At 60.6% G+C, this 17,459-nt stretch carries 12 protein-coding genes and 1 tRNA gene; 9 read left to right on the forward strand and 4 right to left on the reverse strand.

Annotation, left to right across the window (positions count from 1 at the left end; all coding sequences use genetic code 11):
• Window positions 1–32: 32 nt before the first annotated feature.
• The 3 genes from PMX60_RS02715 to PMX60_RS02725 all read right to left on the reverse strand — a co-directional run bounded on the left by PMX60_RS02715 (window position 33) and on the right by PMX60_RS02725 (window position 3,506).
• On the reverse strand, window positions 33–1,535 hold the full coding sequence (locus tag PMX60_RS02715) for a hypothetical protein (RefSeq protein WP_271746794.1): 1,503 nt from the start codon (window positions 1,533–1,535) through the stop codon (window positions 33–35).
• A 237-nt stretch (window positions 1,536–1,772) separates the two neighbouring features.
• Window positions 1,773–2,780: a DUF5692 family protein gene (locus tag PMX60_RS02720; RefSeq protein WP_271746795.1), complete on the reverse strand. Its 1,008-nt coding sequence runs from the start codon at window positions 2,778–2,780 to the stop codon at window positions 1,773–1,775.
• 63 nt (window positions 2,781–2,843) lie between these two features.
• Entirely contained in the window at window positions 2,844–3,506 is a 663-nt protein-coding gene (locus tag PMX60_RS02725) for a TetR/AcrR family transcriptional regulator (RefSeq protein ID WP_271746796.1), read from the reverse strand.
• Between the two features lie 189 nt (window positions 3,507–3,695).
• On the opposite strand from PMX60_RS02725, the gene PMX60_RS02730 reads away from it, so the two are divergent.
• From PMX60_RS02730 to PMX60_RS02770, 9 genes are all read left to right on the forward strand, one after another.
• Entirely contained in the window at window positions 3,696–6,473 is a 2,778-nt protein-coding gene (locus PMX60_RS02730) for an FAD-dependent oxidoreductase (protein WP_271746797.1), read from the forward strand.
• A 194-nt stretch (window positions 6,474–6,667) separates the two neighbouring features.
• On the forward strand, window positions 6,668–7,096 hold the full coding sequence (locus PMX60_RS02735; RefSeq protein ID WP_271746798.1) for a hydrogenase maturation nickel metallochaperone HypA/HybF: 429 nt from the start codon (window positions 6,668–6,670) through the stop codon (window positions 7,094–7,096).
• A gap of 337 nt (window positions 7,097–7,433) precedes the next feature.
• On the forward strand, window positions 7,434–8,423 hold the full coding sequence (locus PMX60_RS02740; protein ID WP_148332486.1) for a PTS sugar transporter subunit IIB: 990 nt from the start codon (window positions 7,434–7,436) through the stop codon (window positions 8,421–8,423).
• An 18-nt stretch (window positions 8,424–8,441) separates the two neighbouring features.
• Window positions 8,442–9,260 (forward strand): PTS mannose/fructose/sorbose transporter subunit IIC, encoded by an 819-nt coding sequence (locus PMX60_RS02745; RefSeq protein WP_006235195.1) that lies wholly within the window; start codon window positions 8,442–8,444, stop codon window positions 9,258–9,260.
• 16 nt (window positions 9,261–9,276) lie between these two features.
• Window positions 9,277–10,197, forward strand: coding sequence for a PTS system mannose/fructose/sorbose family transporter subunit IID (locus tag PMX60_RS02750; protein WP_055310058.1), 921 nt, complete (start codon window positions 9,277–9,279; stop codon window positions 10,195–10,197).
• A 120-nt stretch (window positions 10,198–10,317) separates the two neighbouring features.
• Window positions 10,318–10,716, forward strand: a complete 399-nt coding sequence (locus PMX60_RS02755; RefSeq protein ID WP_196026265.1) for a DUF956 family protein — start codon at window positions 10,318–10,320, stop codon at window positions 10,714–10,716.
• A gap of 245 nt (window positions 10,717–10,961) precedes the next feature.
• Window positions 10,962–11,037, forward strand: a tRNA-Arg gene (locus PMX60_RS02760).
• Between the two features lie 395 nt (window positions 11,038–11,432).
• A complete protein-coding gene (locus PMX60_RS02765) occupies window positions 11,433–14,261 on the forward strand; it encodes a DNA methyltransferase (protein ID WP_271746800.1) in 2,829 nt (942 codons plus the stop codon).
• Window positions 14,261–16,030 (forward strand): GmrSD restriction endonuclease domain-containing protein, encoded by a 1,770-nt coding sequence (locus tag PMX60_RS02770; protein WP_271746801.1) that lies wholly within the window; start codon window positions 14,261–14,263, stop codon window positions 16,028–16,030. The genes PMX60_RS02765 and PMX60_RS02770 overlap by 1 nt, the downstream gene beginning before the upstream one ends.
• Window positions 16,031–16,515: 485 nt before the next feature.
• Here the strand turns inward: PMX60_RS02770 and PMX60_RS02775 are convergent, their stop codons facing one another.
• Window positions 16,516–17,454 carry a relaxase/mobilization nuclease domain-containing protein gene (locus tag PMX60_RS02775; RefSeq protein ID WP_271746802.1) on the reverse strand — a complete coding sequence of 313 codons (939 nt, stop codon included), beginning with the start codon at window positions 17,452–17,454 and terminating at the stop codon, window positions 16,516–16,518.
• Window positions 17,455–17,459 lie beyond the last annotated feature (5 nt).

Here is a 17,459-nt window from a genome sequence, read left to right on the forward strand (position 1 = left end):
ATTACGGTTGGGGAGCACCGTGATGCGCCCGGCTAGTCCTGGGCCTTGATGCTCGGCATCAGAATCTGGGCGAGGTAGTCGGTCTCGAGTTTGGTCGCGGAGTCTGCGTTGCCGTCTTTGCCGACCAGCACGTTCTTGATCTGGCTATAGGTATAGCGGTTGCCGGTCGTTAGCTCGACAAGCTCAACTGCAGTGTCCATGGGGTAGGTCGACACGGGGTCTTGCGTGCGTCCGTTGATGGTCTGGGGCACCACATACGGATAAACGGGGCCGCTGGCGTAGACGGTGTAGCCGTTGCCGAGGTTTGCCGCACCCAAAACTGCGTCGCCCTCATCGGGCGTAAAGCTCTCGCCGTCGCGCACCGTGACAAGCGTCACAAGCGGCGTGTTCGTGTCGCCGGCAAGATAGATGCACAGCGTGCTGCCGTTTTGCCAAGTCGCGACTTTGCCGTACCACTCAACGGGAATATCGAGCTGATACAGGTCCGTTGCCTTATGTCGAGCATCGGCGTCGCGGGCGGACTGTGCCTCGCTTGCGCTTACGGCGTTGGCGGCGGCATCGCGGCGCGTAATTGCCGCCTGCTGGAGTATCTTTGCCGCGGCGGCAGAACTCGCGCCGCCTTCCTCGGCATACTTGGCGGCGGCATCGATCTGGTCGTCAGTCACCGTGTCGGCCGAAGGCACCTTGAGCTTAAAGGTGGCCTGGGAACTCAAATCCTGCCCATCGCTCTTGACCGTAACTTGGGCCTTGGTGGTCGGGACGGTGTAGATGGTGCCGTCCGCCGCGATGGGGGAGGCGGCGATGGAGAACGTGTAATCGCCGGGCAGCAGCTTGATGCCGCGACCGTGCTCGTCAACGTAGAGCGTTTCGCTCACAGAAGAGTCGTCGGAGTCCTGGCCACTCACCTGCACGGGAATCTTGGAGCCAGTTGAGCAGTCGAGGCCCGCGGCATGCACGCCAATTTGCACCGACATCATGGTATGGGCGTTTGCGGCAACTACGGCGGCCTGCTCTTGCTGGTATCCGTTCCAAGCCGCATAGCCCGCGCCGCCGGCGACGAGCGCGACGGCTATGGCGCCGGCGACCATCAGGTTGCGTCGCTTGGGCGACATCTTGCGGTGACGGGCCTCGGCCTCATGTGCCGAGGGAACGGACGGCAGGGGAATATCGCCCATGGCGATGGTCTCGTCCACGGCAGGCGCGGAGCCCAGGCCGGGAAGCTTGCGGGTCAGCGAATCTTCGGCCGGTAAGCTGTCGAGCAAGATGGTTTCCTCGCTCGTGTCGGATTCGGGCTGGTCGTCGGCCTCGCATTCGGATTCCTCGCGCACCGCCTCGTCTTCGGTGGGCGCGGCGCCATCGGCTTTTGCATCCCGATCATCGGGCTGCGCCTCGATTTCCGGCTCATCCTGCACATCAACGCTCGAATCGTCAAACGCAATCTCGGCCAGCGCGATCTGGTCTAGGCTCTCCAGGGCCTCGGCACACGCTTCTGCATCCTGGGCCGCGTCCTCTTGGCCCATCGTCTCATCTTTCATATATCCCCCAAGCTCAATATCGGGACAACAATGTACCCAAAATTGGGGTCACATAGAGCTGTCGGGCGGTTGGAAATCTGATTTTATCTGTGAGAGAGGTTTTGCATATGTGCGTGAATGCGCGCAACAACAAAATGCCCCGGAAAGCGGGCGAATCGCTTTCCGGGGCTGCGCATGACGCGCGATTGCGGCGTCGGCTAAGTTTGCCTACATCCAAATGTGGACGGAATAAACGCGTTACTCGGCGTGTGCGTAATCAACCTTGGCGCGGCGAGCGGTGGCCTTCTCCCAATCGCTGGTGCCCTCAAAGACATCCTGCTTGTAGGGGTTGCGGCCGAGCTTCTTGGCGCGGTAGGCGATGTAGATGATCGCGGCGATGTTGGCGACCAGCGCGGCGATCGAGACCGCGGTAGCGGCGCCGGGGTCGAGCGTGGAGTGGGTCACAAAGATGGACTCCTCCTGGAAGTACGGGAACACCTGGGCAAACATGCACCAAATGGCCAGCGTAAAGGCGCGGTTCTGAATCCAGCCGCCCTTGTTCCAGATAAAGGCGGCGACGGTGGGCGCCAGCAGCAGCGCAAAGCCGCAGAACCAGGAGTGGGTGGGCAGGCAGTTGTAGGTGTAGCAGAAGTTCCAGATATCGTAGGCGATGATGTAGACCCAGGTCATATCGGGCCACAGCATGTCGGTCTGATCCTCGGAGGCGTAGACGCTCCACCAACCGGTCATACAGAAGATGTTGATGATACCGGCGATGCCGTTGAACACGTTGTTCCAGCCGGCCAGCTGCGTGGCACCTTCGGAGGTGACCCAGGTGGACTGGCCCAGGACAAAGAAGTGATAGGCGCTCTCAAAGTCGGACACGACAGCGATCATGATGTTGATGGCGACGATCACAAACGGCCATGCGCGGAACCAATGCGCCTTGCCGATCTTGCCCCACTGGTACTTAATGGCAATGAAGCCCCAGCAACCGGCCAGCGCCGCGTATACCTTGGCGTAGTGGAACCAGCTGTTCTGGTACACATGGGTGGGGTTGGTGAGCGCCCACTCGGCGCCTTGTGAGACGCCCACGGCGATGGCGACGCAGTAGATGGTCATGGCCAGCGGAGCCACGCCAAAGATGATGGCCGCGCCCAGCTTGGTGCGGCGGCCGACCTCGTTGAGCACGATCAGGCCAATAAAGACCATGGCCCAGCCGGCCCAGTGGATAAGGGTATCGCTACCCCAAACATCGAACAGCATGCTGCTCTCCTTTCACACGCCCGCGGCCCCTCTTCTGATCGCGGGCAGTTTGGCCAAATGTCGTCAGTCCTGGGGCTTGCGCTCCGGATACTTGGCGGTATAGCCCTCGATGTGGAGTGTCGAGGCGATGATTTCCTTGACTGTCTCGTCGGGCACATCGGGGTGCGTGCGGATATACATCAACAACCCCATGATGAGGGTGTAGAACGTCTCGTAGACATGGTCGATGCGTAGCTCATGATGGGCGACAAAATCCACCACGGTGGTGTCGCAGATATACTGCGCCACGCGTTGGACCACGTTGTGCAAAAAGCCGCCGTAGAGCGCGCCGCTGTTGGAGGTCAGAGTGTGCGGCAGTTCGTGGCCGCTGGCGACCAGGCGCTTAAAGAGCGGGGCGACGGTGTCGAGCGCGCCCTCGATATCACCGACGGTGCGGTTGGCATTCCACTGCTCGAGTTCGGAGATAAAGCCGTCGATCGCCTCGTCCATAACGGCGGTGACGGCGGCGTCCATGTCGGCGAAGTAATGGTAGAACAATGAACGCGTGCAGCCGGCTCGCTTGGTCACGGCCGATACCGATAGGTGGGACACGCCCAGCTCGGAGCTTACGGTGCGCACGGCATCGAGGATCTCGCGACGGCGTTCGTCGCCCGTCAGGCGCTTTGCCGCGCTATCGGATGCGGGGACGGCATCGACCACAGAGGTACCTGCTGTGTTGTTGCCCATGTTTTGCCGCCTTTCATCCTCTTTTGCCTGACCGTTCGCCTAACAGTCTTGAATATTGTTGACGGTTCGTCAATACTGTTTTTGACACAATGTCAACAATGGCGGGTGAACGGCATGGGGCATGCCCGGCCTGCAAAAAAAAGAGGGGCGCTGCGGCCTCGTCGGGCTGTGGCAAGAGAAGGGACAACCATGATTCTCAACGGACCGGGGATTAGCTACACCGAGCCCGACATCGGTTCGGAGTTCGTGCCGCCGCTGCCGGAGCATCCGCGCGAGGCCATCGTCAAGCTGTGCGAGCACTGCACCAACCGTCTGCTGCATCGCGACGAGCTGTTGGGCTACGAGTACTGGTCGTTTGCCGAGGCCGCGACCGACGAGCAGGCCGAAGTGCTCTGCAAGATGAAGATGCGCCGTCCCTATACGCTGCCCGAGATGGCCAAGCTCACCGGCATGCCCGAGGCCGATATCGAGAAGATGCTCGACGACATGAGCTACACGGGTCTGCTCGAGTACAACTGGGAAAACCCCGAGCGCGCCAAGCAGTGGGTGCTGCCCATGCTGGTGCCGGGCTCTGCCGAGTTCCTCAACATGCGCGTGAGCCAGCTCGAAGAGCACCCGGTCTACGCCAAGTTCTTTGAGCAGGCATCCAAAGGCCCGCTGTCCAAGGCTACGCCGATGGTGCCGCCTGGAGGCGCCGGCATCGGCATGCACGTCATTCCGGTCGAGAAGGCCATCGACGCCGCGAGCACGTCGGTGCCGATCGAGCATATTGAGCATTGGCTCGACAAATACGATGGCAAATATGCCGCTAGTACCTGCAGTTGCCGCGCGAGCCGTCGCGTGATGGGTGAGGGCTGCGCCGACGACCCGGCCGATTGGTGTATCGCCGTGGGCGATATGGCCGACTACGTGGTCGAGACCGATCGTGGCCATTACGTGACCCGAGACGAGGTTTACGACATCTTGCGCCAGGCCGAGGACAACGGCTTTGTGCACCAGATCACCAATATCGACGGCGAGAACAAGATCTTCGCTATCTGCAACTGCAACGTCAACGTGTGCTACGCCCTGCGCACCTCGCAGCTGTTCAACACGCCCAACCTGTCGCGCTCGGCCTATGTCGCCAAGGTCGAGAAGGACAAGTGCGTGGCCTGCGGTTGCTGCGTTGAGGTGTGTCCGGCCGGCGCTGCCAAGCTGGGCCAGAAGCTCTGCAGCAAAAAGGTCGGCGGACAGGTGCCCGAGTATCCGCGCCAGGAACTGCCCGATGCCACCAAGTGGGACCACACCAAGTGGTCGCCCAACTACCGCAACGACAACCGCATCGAGACGCATGAGTCCGGCACCGCTCCCTGCAAGACGGCCTGCCCCGCGCACGTTGCCGTTCAGGGCTATTTGAAGCTCGCGGCTCAGGGTCGCTATGACGAGGCTCTAGCACTCATTAAGCGCGAGAACCCGCTGCCCGCTATCTGCGGCCGTGTGTGCAACCGCCGCTGTGAGGATGCCTGTACCCGCGGCCGTGTGGACGCCGCCGTGGCCATCGACGAGGTCAAGAAGTTCATAGCCCAGCGCGATCTGGATGCCGCGACCCGCTATGTCCCACCTGTGGTGACCCCGACGCGTGCCGGCGGCTTCGACCAGAAGATCGCCATCATCGGCGCCGGTCCGGCCGGTCTGTCCTGCGCTTTCTACCTGGCCGAGAAGGGCTACAAGCCCGTCGTATTCGAGAAGAACGATCGCCCGGGCGGCATGCTCACCTACGGTATTCCCAGCTTTAAGCTGGAGAAGGACGTTATCGAGGCCGAGGTCGAGATCATTCGCCTGATGGGCGCCGAGTTCCGCTATGGCGTGGAGGTCGGTCGAGACGTGACGCTCGACGAGCTGCGCGTGCAGGGCTTCAAGGCCTTCTACGTTGCCATTGGCTGCCAGGGCGGCCGCCTTGCCGGCATTCCGGGTGAGGATGCCGAGGACGTGACCGTGGCCGTCGACTTCCTTCGCGAGGTTAACAGCGGCAAGATTGATACCCTGTCCGGCCGCACCATTGTGGTGGGCGGCGGCAACGTGGCCATCGACGTTGCCCGCAACGCCTGCCGTTTGGGTTCTGAGCACGTTGAGATGTTCTGCCTGGAGAGCGAGGCCCAGATGCCCGCCAGCGAGGAAGAACGTCGCGAGGCCGTTGAGGACGGCGCGCACATCAGCTGCGGCTGGGGCCCCAAGGAGATTCACTTGGACGAGGCCGGTCGTGTCTGCGGTATCACTTTCAAGCGCTGCACGCGTGTCTTTGACGACGAGGGCCGTTTTGCGCCTGAGTACGACGAGAACGACCTGCGCCGTGTCGATGCCGACCGTGTCGTCATGTCGATTGGCCAGTCCATTGTGTGGGGCGACCTGCTGGCTGGCTCCAAAGTGGAGCTCGGCCGCGGCCAGGGTGCCCTTGCCGATCCCCAGACCTACCAGACCGCCGAGCCAGACATCTTTGTGGGCGGCGACGTCTACACCGGCCCCAGCTTTGCCATCGACGCCATCGCCGCCGGCCACGAGGCCGCGGTGTCCATCCATCGCTTTGTGCAGCCGGGCTCCACGCTCACCATCGGCCGCAACCAGCGCCGCTACACCTCGCTCGACCGCGACGATGTCGTGATCGAAAGCTACGACAACGCGAGCCGCGAGGTTGCCCACGTGGACCGCGAGCGCGAGAAGGCTGCACCGTTTAGCGAGTATGTTGAGACCTTTACCGAGGAGCAGGTGCGCGCCGAGACCGCCCGCTGCCTGGGCTGCGGCGCCTCGATCGTCGACCCCAACAAGTGCATCGGCTGCGGCCTGTGCACCACCAAGTGCGCGTTCGACGCCATCCATCTGGATCGCGACCGCCCCGAGTGCTCCACGATGGTCAAATACGAGCAAAAGCTTCCAAGCCTGGGCAAGTACGCGCTCAAGCGCGCCATCAAGATTAAATTCGGGAAGAAGTAAGAAACGCAACAAGCAGGAGAACGGCGCAGAGAGCGGTTGGACAGCGAGCGAGTCCCAGGCGTGGCGAGGTGCCTTGAAAGAGGAGGGCATAGGGCTTTTGCCCATGCCCGACGATTGAAAGGCAGATCGCCCGTCTGGGGCTCGCGCAGCGTCAAGCCGACCGCCGTTCGGTAGAACGGCGGAAGGAATTAAAAGTGCACGAGCTCGGAATCGTCTATCACATCATTCGTGATGTTGAGAACGTGGCGCGTGCCAATGGCGTGCGTCGCGTTTCGAGCGTGACGTTGCTGCTGGGCGAGGTCTCGGGCGTCGTTCCCGAGTTGCTGCTCGACGCTTGGCGCTGGGCGGCAGATAAAAAGCCCATCGCGCAGGGCGCGGAGCTTGTTGTGGAGCCCGTCGAGGCCGTGACGCATTGCGAGGCATGTGGCCGCGACTATGCGACGGTCGAGCACGGCAAGACCTGTCCCCATTGCGGTAGCGGCGAGACATACCTGCTGCAGGGCCAGGAGGTCATGATCAAACAGATCGAGACCCCCGACGAGGACCCGGCAGACGCTGTCCCCGACGGCCCTTCCGACGTCCCCGACGCCGTCGACGCCGCCAACCCCCTCCACATCGCCTAACATCCAATGACTGCATGGGCTAGAGTTCTAAACATATTTGCTTCGGTTAGTCAAGTCATGTCTGTTTAAACAAAATGGCGGCACGCAGGCGCATTGGGATCCACCTAAAAGCGGTTTTAACGAACAGTGCGCCTGTATATGTCTTTGGAAACAATCGGCAAATCACGTTTTATCAGGCAATGAGCTGTAAACCAGCAATGTAATCAATTTGTAACAAACTTAGACGTTTAAACAAATAATCCAACCTTTTGCGAATTTAGCTATGATTCCACAATCCAAACAGGTATACTCCTTTCATGTCGTGTAGGAAATACGTAGACAAAAAGGAGGTTATGTGATGGTAAGTATTGTTCTTGCTAGCCACGGGGACTTGGCAGCTGGAATCAAGCAGACGGGCTCGATGGTCTTTGGCGATCAGCCGTCTGTTGCCGTGGTCTCGCTCGAGCCGAGCATGGGCCCCGACGACTTCCGTGCCAAGGTCGAGGAAGCAGTCGCTTCCTTCGAGGACCAGGAGCAGGTGCTCTTCCTCGTTGATCTGTGGGGCGGCACGCCGTTCAACCAGATCAGCGGACTCATCGAGGGCCACGATTCCTGGGCTATCGTCACCGGTGTCAACCTGCCTATGCTCATCGAGGCATATTCGCAGCGCTTTGACGCAAAGAACACTGCACATGCGATCGCAAAACATCTCGTGACTGAGGCTAAGGCTGGCGTGCGCGTCAAGCCCGAGTCTCTGGAGCCCGAGGAGAAGAAGCCGGCTGCGGCCGCCGCTGCTCCTGCAGGCGCCATCCCTCCGGGAACGGTCATCGGCGACGGGCACATCAAGATCGCCCACGTCCGTATCGACACCCGTCTGCTTCATGGCCAGGTGGCCACCACGTGGACCAAGCAGATCAACCCCAACCGCATCATCGTGGTTTCCGACGGCGTTGCTCACGACGAGCTCCGCAAGACCATGATCGAGCAGGCTGCCCCTCCGGGAGTCCATGCCAACGTCGTACCCATCAAGAAGATGGCCGAGGTCGTCAAGGACACGCGCTTTGGTGACACCAAGGCCATGCTGCTCTTTGAGAACCCGCAGGATCTGCTCAAGGCCATCGAGGCCGGCGTCGACATCAAGGAAGTCAACATCGGTTCCATGGCTCACTCCAAGGGCAAGGTCGTCGTCACCAACGCCGTCGCTATGGGCGATGACGACGTCAAGACTCTCGAGGCCCTCAAGGCCAAGGGCGTCAAGTTCGAGGTCCGCAAGGTTCCTTCGGATTCCTCCGAGGATCTCGACGCCATGTTGAAGAAAGCTAAGGCCGAACTGGCCGCTCAAGCATAGTAAAGGAGGGTCCGATACATGTCTGCAATCACTATTCTGCTTGTTGCGATTGTCGCGTTGCTTGCCGGTATGGAAGGCATTCTGGATGAGTTCCAGTTCCATCAGCCGCTCGTGGCATGCACGCTTATCGGTCTCGTAACCGGTCACCTTCAGGAGGGCATCCTCCTGGGCGGTTCGCTCCAGATGATGGCCCTTGGCTGGGCTAACGTCGGCGCCGCTGTCGCGCCTGACGCCGCTCTGGCCTCGGTCGCTTCTTCGATCATCATGGTGCTCGCCCTCAACGGTGGCGCCACCGATTCGGCCAAGGCCGTTACCACCGCTATCGCCGTCGCCGTCCCGCTGTCGGTCGCTGGTCTGTTCCTGACCATGATCTGCCGTACCATTGCTACCGCTATCGCTCACGCCATGGACGGTTGCGCCGAGAAGGGCGACTTCTCCGGCATCGAGCGCTGGCAGTATGCTGCCATCCTCATGCAGGGCCTTCGTATCGCCATCCCGGCAGTGCTTCTGTGCGTCATCCCGGCCGAGGCCGTTACCAACGCGCTTAACGCTATGCCCGACTGGCTGTCCGGCGGCATGGCTGTCGGCGGCGGCATGGTCGCTTCCGTCGGTTACGCCATGGTCATCAACATGATGGCCACCAAGGAGACCTGGCCGTTCTTCGTCCTCGGCTTTGTCCTTGCTGCCATCCCTCAGCTCACGCTGATCGCCCTTGGTCTCATCGGCATCTCCCTTGCCCTCATCTACCTTGGCCTTAAGGATCTGGCCAAGCAGGGTGGCGGCATGGGCGGTGGCTCCGGCGACCCGCTCGGCGACATTCTGAACGATTACGAGTAGGAGGGGAGTGATACATATGGCAGAGAACAAGATTCAGCTCACCAAGGCTGACCGCAAGAAGGTTTGCTTCCGTCATCAGTTCCTTCAGGGCTCGTGGAACTACGAGCGTATGCAGAACGGCGGCTGGTGCTTCGCAATGATCCCTGCGATCAAGAAGCTCTACACCAGCAAGGATGACCAGATTGCCGCTCTTAAGCGCCACCTGGAGTTCTATAACACCCACCCCTATGTTTCCGCCCCCGTCATTGGCGTTACCCTCGCTCTCGAGGAGGAGCGCGCCAACGGTGCCCCGATTGACGACGTCGCCATTCAGGGCGTCAAGGTCGGTATGATGGGCCCGCTCGCCGGCGTCGGCGACCCCGTCTTCTGGTTCACCCTTCGCCCGATTCTGGGCGCTCTGGGCGCTTCCCTGGCCATGTCCGGCAGCATCGTCGGTCCGCTGCTGTTCTTCTTCGCGTGGAACATCATCCGTTACGCTTTCCTGTGGTACACGCAGGAGTTTGGCTACAAGGTCGGCTCCTCCATCGCCAAGGACCTCTCCGGTGGTCTGATGGGCAAGGTCACCGAGGGCGCTTCCATCCTGGGTATGTTCATCATCGGCGCCCTGGTCGAGCGCTGGGTGTCCATTTCCTTCACCCCGATCGTCTCCACGGTCAAGCAGTCTGCTGGCGCCTTTATCGACTGGGCTAGCCTGCCCTCCGGTTCCGAGGGTATCAAGGAAGCGCTGACGATGTACAACTCCGTCGGTGCTACCGCCCTTGATCAGATGAAGGTCACCACGCTTCAGGCCAACCTCGATCAGCTCATCCCCGGCCTTGCCGCCGTGTGCCTGACCCTGCTGGTCTGCAAGCTCCTCAAGAAGAAGGTCAGCCCGATCGTCATCATCCTGGCTCTCTTCGCCGTCGGCATCATCGGTCGCTTCTGCGGCTTCATGTAAGCACGCTTCGGCTTAAGACCGAGAGTAGCTAGACAAGGGCTTTTGAGCCATTGAAACGAACCGCACCCGGTGGGTACACTGGATGCGGTCCGATTGTTTTATTTGGAGGGCGAGGCGCGCATGGCGCAATCTCAGAACAGCACGGTCGATTTGGCAACGCCGGCAACCTGCCTGATGGGGCTTACCAGCCACGGTAACGTGATGGTGGGCAATAAGGCGTTTGAGTACTATAACGAGCGCAATCCCGAGGATTATATTCAAATCCCGTGGGATGAGGTCGACTATATTGCCGCCGAGGTTTTGCGCGGCACCAAGAAGATCACGCGTTTTGCCATCTTCACCAAGGACAACGGTCACTTTACGTTTTCGACGCGCGACGACAAAGAGACGTTGCGCGCGGTCCGCAAGTACGTCGACGAGGATAAGCTTGTGCGTTCGCCCGACTTTATCGATGTGACGGCCAAGGGCGCCAAGAGCATCCCCTCCGTTATCAAAAACCTCTTCCACAGGGGTGACTAGTTGCCTGCGATAGATGGCGGAAAATGCATCCCGGAATTTATTCTCATTCCGGGATGCATTTTCCTTTTGAGCACCAGTCGGGAAATTTCCTTTTCATGTGGTTAGAGGAAACTCCATCCCATTTTTTCGCTTTATTCTTTCCGATATTGAGGATTATCTACGGCGACAATTCGCTATAAAGCCTTCTTGATGAGTGGACATGCGCTACATGGCAAAGGGGCAAATCTGCTACACTAGTACAACATGCCTCCGTAGCTCAGGGGATAGAGCACCGCTCTCCTAAAGCGGGTGTCGTGCGTTCGAATCGCACCGGGGGCACCAGAAGAAATTGCAGGTCAGACGGTATAAATCGTCTGACCTGCTTCTGTATAGATAGGGCTAAATAGACGATAGAGGGGTGAAAAAGGGGTGAAAGAAAGTTCTATGATGAAAACAGCTCGCCGACATATTTCACTCCGATATTTCACCCAAATATCCGGTTTTCAACCCTTCCCACAGCCTACGGGCTTATAAGAAGCCCTTCGGCCATGGAAAGCGTTGAAAACCTAGGGTGACGTTGTTGTGAGAAGGGCGAGTTTCCAACAGTCCCCGGCGTCTCCGGGTTTCGCTCGGGACCCTGCGACGCCGTGAACCGTTGAAAACTCGCCCTTCCGATCGCGGTACTGCCCTTACCCCTTAAAATTATCCGAAAGAGACGACGACGCAGGAGGTCCGGTATGCCTGCCAGCAAGAAAGAGGCAAAGGAGTTCGTAAAGCGGTGGAAGAAGCGCCTCGGCGCCATCCCCGTGGGCTCCAACAATGAGCAGCAGGACACGCAGAAGTTCTGGGTCGACTTGCTCATCAATGTCCTGGGTATCCCGTCCAACACCATAGACAGCTTCGTCGACTTTGAGCGCAAGGTGAGAGGCCGACGCATCGACGTGTTCGTCTCCGACCACAACTTTCTCTGCGAGCAGAAGTCGTGGGGCATCGACCTCGACAAGCCCGAGCCTAGGAACGGAGGCATGGAGACGCCGCTCCAGCAGGCCATGTGGTACGCGCGGCACCTGCCGTACTCCGAGCGCCCCCGCTGGGTGATGACGTGCAACTTCGGGACCTTTCGCCTCTACGACCTCGACAACGAGCGGCCCGAGGATACCGTGCAGGAGTTCTCCCTCGAAGAGCTCCCGGACAGCCTGTATCTTCTGTCCTTCCTGACCTCCAACGAGACGAGCCGCCTGCACAAGGAGCAGCAGCTTTCCATCGAGGCCGGGGCCTACGTCTCCAGGTTCTACGATGCCCTCGCCAAGCAGTACCACCACATTGAGGAGAAGGACGAGCGGGCGCAAGAGGAGCAGCGCTCCCTCAACGTGCTCATCACCCGAATCATCTTCCTGCTCTACGCCGAGGACGCCGACCTCCTGCAATCGCACCAGGCGTTCGGCAGGTACTGCGAGGGAGACCCCGCGAAGCTCCGCCGAAAACTGGTCGATTTGTTTGAGACGATCGACACGCCCCTAGAGCAGAGGGATGAGTACATGGACGAGGACCTCGCGGCCTTCCCCTACGTGAACGGCGGTCTGTTCGCCGACTCCTCCATCATCGTCCCGCAGATGACCTCGGAGATCCTCGAGGCCATCGCTGACGCGTCCCAGGACTTTGACTGGCGCGAGATCTCGGGCGTCATCTTCGGCGGCGTGTTCGAGGGCACGCTGAACCCCGAGACGCGCCGCGCCGGGGGCATGCACTACACGAGCGTCGAGAATATCGAGCGCTGCCTCAGGCCACTCTTCCTCGACGAGCTGTGGGATGAACTGCACGAGGCCGAGGGCGAGAAGACAGCTGCCAAGCGCAAGCAGGCCCTGGCGAGGCTACACGACAAGGTGGCCTCCATCACCATCGGTGACCCCGCGTGCGGCTCGGGCAACTTCCTTACCGAGGCGTACCGGCAGCTGCGCACCATCGAGAACCGAATCATCGAGGACGAGCTCAGCGAGGAGACCGGCAACGCGGGGCAGACATCCCTCGTCGTTGCGCAGGACAGCCCTGTCCGCGTGTCCCTGGACCAGCTGTACGGCATCGAGATAAACGACTTCGCCGTCTCGGTCGCTAAGACCGCCCTTTGGATCACCGAGGAGCAGATGCTCCGAAAGACGCAGGAGATATACGTCGGTTATGACTTCGACTTCCTGCCGCTCAGGAGCCTCAGCAACCTCCATGAGGGCAACGCCCTCAAGACCGATTGGTCCGAGGTGTTCCCCGATGACCTCACGTACCTCGTGGGCAATCCGCCTTTCCTTGGGGCCCGCAACCAGTCCAAGGAGCAGAAGGCCGAACTCCTTGAGGTCTTCGACGGCGCGAAGAACGCGGGCAACATCGACTACTGCGGGGCCTGGTACATGAAGGCCGCGAGGTTCACGCAAGGGAAGCGCACGCGCTGCGCCCTGGTCTCGACCAACTCGATATGTCAGGGCGAGCAGGTCGCCAACCTCTGGAAACCCCTGCACGACCTGGGTATCCACATCGACTTCGCGCACAACACGTTCAGGTGGGACAACGAGGCTGCGGACAAGGCACACGTGTTCTGTGTCATCGTCGGGTTCTCCCGCGAGTCGGGGACCAAGACGCTCTTCTACCACGCGACCCCGGACAGCGACGAAGAACAGATTCCCACGGCTCGAATCAATGCGTATCTGAAAGACGCCCCTGATGTATTCATCTACAGCCGCAGCAAGCCTATTTGTGATGTTCCGGAAATGGGCATCGGAAATAAACCTATTGATGGGGGATTCTACCTGTTTACCGATGAGGAGAAAGACGATTTCCTGAAGAAAGAGCCAAAGGCCGAAGGCTTCTTCCATCCATGGCTTGGATCAAAAGAGTTCATTCATGGCTATCATCGCTGGTGCCTGTGGCTTGGGGAGGCAACCTTCTCAGATTTAAAGCAGCTTCCTGAGTGCAGAAAGAGAGTAGAACAGGTTCGTGAATACAGGCTTGCAAGTAAAAGCGCTGGAACCCGAAAAATAGCAGATAAGCCAACGAGATTTCACGTTGAGAACATGCCCGAGGGAAGTTCCATCATCATCCCAGAGGTGTCTTCAAGCAGACGGAAACGTGTTCCAATGGGCTTTGTTGGTCCAGAGATATTTTGCAGCAACAAGGTTAGATTGATACCCAATGCTTCTCTCTATCACTATGGCATTCTGCAATCTCAATTCCATAATGCATGGGTTAGGATCGTAACCGGAAGATTGAAGGACGATTACCAGTATTCGGCCAATATTGATTACAACAACTTCGTCTGGCCCGAGCCCACGGAATCCCAACGCGAGGAAGTCGAGCGTTGCGCCCAAGCCGTGCTCGACGCCCGGGATGCCCAAGAAGGTGCGACGCTCGCGGACATGTACGATCCCAAGAATGAGACGTTCTTCCCCGAGCTGATGACAGCGCACAAGGCGCTCGACGCCGCCGTCGAAGCCGCCTATGGCGTCGACTTCGGCGGGGACGAGGAGAAGATAGTCGCCCATCTTTTCAACCTGTACGCCAAGAAGGTCGGTGAACTATAGTGCCCAACTCTATCTACAATCCCATATCGCTGGAGGTCGGTAACATCCTGAAGGATGTTCAGACGGGCAAGATTGGCCTGCCTGATCTGCAACGGCCTTTCGTGTGGGGCAATGAAAAGGTTCGCGATCTGCTTGATTCCATGCTTCGCGGATACCCTATCGGCTATGTGATGCTGTGGGACTCTCCGAGCGATGATGCGGGCAAGAAGTCTGCCATAGGCTCGAACCAAAAGGTGTATGCCGTCCCCAAGTCCCTTGTCATCGACGGACAGCAGAGGCTCACTGCCCTCTTGAGCTCTCTGTACGGCGTACCCGTGCGAGACAAGAACTTCAGGGAGCGAACGGTGAAGATCGCCTACGACCCCATCGCACGCTCATTCAAGAATGCCGATGCCTCGACCGAGAAGGATTCGCGCTATGTGCCCGACGTATCCGAGGCCTTCGCGGCGAACCACGACAACAAGCTGAGCGCCTATCGCAGGGCGTTCATCAAGCGCCTTAACGAGGCGAATGCCAAAAAGGGAGAACCCGAACTCGACGATGGCGGCGAGGACGCCGTCGAGAGCGGGCTCAACGCATTACTCGGGCTTGAGCGCTATCTTCTGCCGACGCTGGAGATTTCCGAATCGGCTGACGAGGAGACCGTATCGGACATCTTCGTGCGTGTGAACCCGCAAGGGCAGGCGCTTAAGCAGGATGACTTCATCATGACCCTGCTTTCGGTCTACGAACCTGCCATGAGGGAGCGCATAGAGGAGTTCTGCGCCATGAGTCATGCGCCCGCAAAGGGCACCTCGTACAACCCGCTCATGACCGTCTCGCCGACGCATATCATTCGCGCCACGGTGGGCGTGGGGTTCAAGAGGGGTCGCCTGCGTTATGCCTACCAGATTCTTCGCGGGCGAGATCTCAAGACAAAGGAAACGACGCCCGAGACGCGGGCCGAGAACTTTGCCACGTTCGGTCGCGCCCTCGATCTCGTGCTCGACTTGAACAACTGGCATGCCTTCATCAACACGCTGGCGGAGGCGGGCTATGTCTGTTCCGACCAGGTGGGGTCGGGCAATGCGCTCATGTTCTGTTATGCGTTTTACCTTATCGGGCGCTACGAGTTCGGTATGGAGCCGTTGGCTGTGCGCAGGCTCGTGCGGCGCTGGTATTTCGCCGCAGCCATAACGGGGCTCTATGTGGGGTCCTTCGAATCCGAGTTCGAGCAGCAGCTTAACGACGTCTCGCGCCTTGAGACAGCCGATGAGTTCCGGGCGTACTTCGACCGTAGGCTCGCCGCCATCATGACGGACGATTATTTCTCCATCACGCTGCCCAGCTCCCTCGACGCAAACGAGGCGACGGGCCCGACCTGGTGGGGCTTCGTCGCGGCTCAGGTCGTGCTCGGTGCCAAGGCGCTGTTCAGCATGGCCCCGCTGTCCCAGCTCCTGCTCATGGGCTCGTCGGGCTCGAAGAAGGCGCTGGACAAGCACCACCTGTTCCCGGACAACTACCTGAAGTCCAGGGGCTACCTCTCGCAGCGTAGCAACAGGGGCAACTTCACCCTCGTGGACTACCAGAACAACATCTACATCTCGGACGACGCCCCGAGCGAGTACGTCAGGAAGTACCGCGACTCGCTGGGGGAGGACGAGTACCGCCGCAACTGCGAGGAGCATGCCCTGCCCATAGGGTTCGAGGACCTCGATTACGAGGAGTTCCTCGGCAGGCGCAGGCGTCTCATGGGCGAGCTGGTGAAGAGGGCGTACGAGCAGTTGTAGGCTCGCGCCATGGACCCGCCCCTGAGGGTCGAGGCGTAGCAATCGGCCTTGCGGCCGATGGGTCCCGCTCATGGGCGGGCCCCCCGCGACGCGAGGCGTCGCTCTCGCTGCGGCTCCCTGCAACGCTCCCCATGGGTCGCGTTTCGTCCGCCTCCGCTCACGCCGGCCCCGCCCGCCGAACGGCTGCGCTCGATGGCTTCCGGAAGTCGCCATCGCTCCGCCGTGGTCGCCGGGCGGGGCCTCTCGCGCCGGGTCGCCAAGCGCCGTCGTACGACGCTCCCCAGGGTCGTGTCTCCTCGGCGTCGGCTCAGCCGGCGCTCACCCGCCCGGGCTCGCGTTGCCCCTGGCAAGTGGCTCGCTCCGTGCGGGCAAGATATGGATTCCGTTGCACGGAATCATCTTGCCGCCTGCGGCGGGGGCGAACCGCTCCGAAGTCGCTCTCGCCAAAAGGGGCCGGGACGCCTGTTGCGTCCCGGTCCAAATGCTCAGTCCCCTCGCCCGTTCTGGTTCTCGAGCGCCTTGCGCTCAAGCTCCCAGAACGCCCTCATCGCCGTCGCTATCCCGCGCAGCGTGAAGCGGACGACGAGGCCGGTCGAGTGGTCGACCGCGAAGCCGAGCCTGCCGCCGTTGACCTTCCGCACAGCCCCGAGGGCCTTCGAGAAGAATCGGTACTGGAGGCTCCCACCCTTCGACCTGGCGAGCTCGATGCCGTCCCGCCTGAGCCGCCGCTCAAGCTCGCCCATCCGGTCGGGGCAGTCGCGCATGCGCCCGACCTCCTCGATCCGGCGGGCGACCGCGACGCGGATGCGGGCGTTCTCCGAGCGCTCGGCCTGCCCCTTTCGGGCCATGTCGCGCTCTTCCGTGCCGGGTTGCCTCGCGTGGACGCGCGAGTTGGCCTTGCCGCGCTCAAGCTGCCTGAGTCCATACCTCTCGTCCAGGGTACGGACGGTCTTCACGCGTGATGCCGCCGCCTTTCGGGCGGGGCCCTCGTCGAGCCTTCGGCCGGTTTCCAGATCACTGCGGTTGATGCCGAGGTGCACGGCGTAGCGGTCAGTGGCGTCCGCGCGGCAGCGCTCGCGGTGCGGCACCATCACGACCTCCTGGTTGGGGTAGCGCTCGGCCACGTACTCCCTCGCATAGCGCATGCACAGCTCCGGCGTCATCTTCCCGCCGTTGAGGTCGCACTCGTCTGGGAGGAACCCGAGTATCTGGTGCTGCATGTAGGTACACTTGGCACCGGCCTTGCCGGGCCTGTCGTGACCCATGGCCGCCCTCGTGTCCGCCATCTCCTGAAACCAGCGGTCATCGTCGATGATGTTCTGCGTGCCGTGGGCGAGCGCCTTGTCGCGGTCCCAGGAGAGGTAATCCCTGAGTCTCGCGAGGTGCCTCTCGCTGCAGACGCTCGTCTGCTTTATCGCCGTCATGGTCG

Origin of the sequence: Collinsella aerofaciens (genome assembly GCF_028206995.1) — a bacterium.
GTDB lineage: Bacteria > Actinomycetota > Coriobacteriia > Coriobacteriales > Coriobacteriaceae > Collinsella > Collinsella aerofaciens_AQ.

Bases quoted from the DNA above. Each gene is read 5' to 3' on its own strand.
- PMX60_RS02755 (WP_196026265.1), top strand. From the start codon at position 10,318: ATGGCGCAATCTCAGAACAGCACGGTCGATTTGGCAACGCCGGCAACC.
- PMX60_RS02745 (WP_006235195.1), top strand. From the start codon at position 8,442: ATGTCTGCAATCACTATTCTGCTTGTTGCGATTGTCGCGTTGCTTGCC.
- PMX60_RS02750 (WP_055310058.1), top strand. From the start codon at position 9,277: ATGGCAGAGAACAAGATTCAGCTCACCAAGGCTGACCGCAAGAAGGTT.
- PMX60_RS02715 (WP_271746794.1), bottom strand. From the start codon at position 1,535: ATGAAAGATGAGACGATGGGCCAAGAGGACGCGGCCCAGGATGCAGAA.
- PMX60_RS02740 (WP_148332486.1), top strand. From the start codon at position 7,434: ATGGTAAGTATTGTTCTTGCTAGCCACGGGGACTTGGCAGCTGGAATC.
- PMX60_RS02730 (WP_271746797.1), top strand. From the start codon at position 3,696: ATGATTCTCAACGGACCGGGGATTAGCTACACCGAGCCCGACATCGGT.
- PMX60_RS02725 (WP_271746796.1), bottom strand. From the start codon at position 3,506: ATGGGCAACAACACAGCAGGTACCTCTGTGGTCGATGCCGTCCCCGCA.
- PMX60_RS02775 (WP_271746802.1), bottom strand. From the start codon at position 17,454: ATGACGGCGATAAAGCAGACGAGCGTCTGCAGCGAGAGGCACCTCGCG.
- PMX60_RS02765 (WP_271746800.1), top strand. From the start codon at position 11,433: ATGCCTGCCAGCAAGAAAGAGGCAAAGGAGTTCGTAAAGCGGTGGAAG.
- PMX60_RS02720 (WP_271746795.1), bottom strand. From the start codon at position 2,780: ATGCTGTTCGATGTTTGGGGTAGCGATACCCTTATCCACTGGGCCGGC.